General features: G+C 36.9%; 1 protein-coding gene. It reads left to right on the top strand.

Features of this window, described 5'->3' with window-relative positions; genetic code table 11:
* Positions 1-494 (top strand): YadA-like family protein (locus J7R13_RS08515; RefSeq protein ID WP_208438283.1); only part of this gene is annotated, 494 nt, incomplete at its 5' end.
* Between the last annotated feature and the right edge of the window lie 449 nt (positions 495-943).

The following is a 943-nucleotide window of genomic DNA, read 5'->3' as shown; positions in this document are numbered from 1 at the left end:
CGTTAGTAGGTGTTAATGAAAGTGATCCAGTATTGATAGATAATGTAGGTGATGGTAGCATTGAGCATGGCTCGAAAGAAGCTGTCAATGGAGGTCAATTGCATGATTATACCGAACAGCAGATGAAGATAGTTCTTGATGATGCGAAAAAGTATACGGATGATAAAGTCGGCAGTGCAATAAATGATGCTGCTAATGAGGCAAAATCGTATACAGATATGAAGTTTGAAGCGTTAAGTTATGCCGTTCAGGATGTCCGGAAGGAAGCGAGACAAGCAGCAGCCATTGGTTTAGCAGTGGCTAATTTAAGTTATGATGATACACCAGGGAAGTTAAGTGTTACATTTGGTAGTGGTGTATGGCGTAGCCAATCTGCATTTGCTCTTGGTGCTGGCTATATGTCTGAGAATGGGCGTATGCGTTCTAATTTATCTGTCACAAGTGCTGGAGGGCACTGGGGGGTAGGCGCTGGATTTAGGGTAACACTGAATTAACAATAAAAGACCATTAGTTTCATGACATTTCGCTTTGCCCTTGCGTAATTAAGCAGAGGCAAAGCATTTTTGCGAAAATATAAAAGGCACACCGACCTTAGAAAATAAAATTTGGAGAGAATTAAAGGATTTATGAAAATCTTTGATGAGGTTTGAGGTGTAAAAAACTATATCATCACCTCCACAAAAGATTCTTTTGAATGCTAAGGTTTCACATTCAATAAAGCTTATAATATCTATTTTAGTTTTGTTTTTCTTTTGTTTATTTATGTAAGGGCAAAGTCTTTTTAGCTAAAACATGATCCGATAGAGCTTAGCGAAGTATTTAGCCAAGCATAAAGACTAAATTTTTATAGAATTATATTTGTTGGAAAAATAGCACACTAGAATCCATAATGATCTCTTACTATAAGAGAGTTCATTTTTTTCTTGCTATTGTCTGTCAGTGC

This window comes from Bartonella taylorii 8TBB (assembly GCF_902825155.1).
Taxonomy (GTDB): domain Bacteria; phylum Pseudomonadota; class Alphaproteobacteria; order Rhizobiales; family Rhizobiaceae; genus Bartonella; species Bartonella taylorii_A.
Note: the sequence above shows the minus strand (reverse complement) of the source record. Positions and strands in the feature narration are given on the sequence as shown.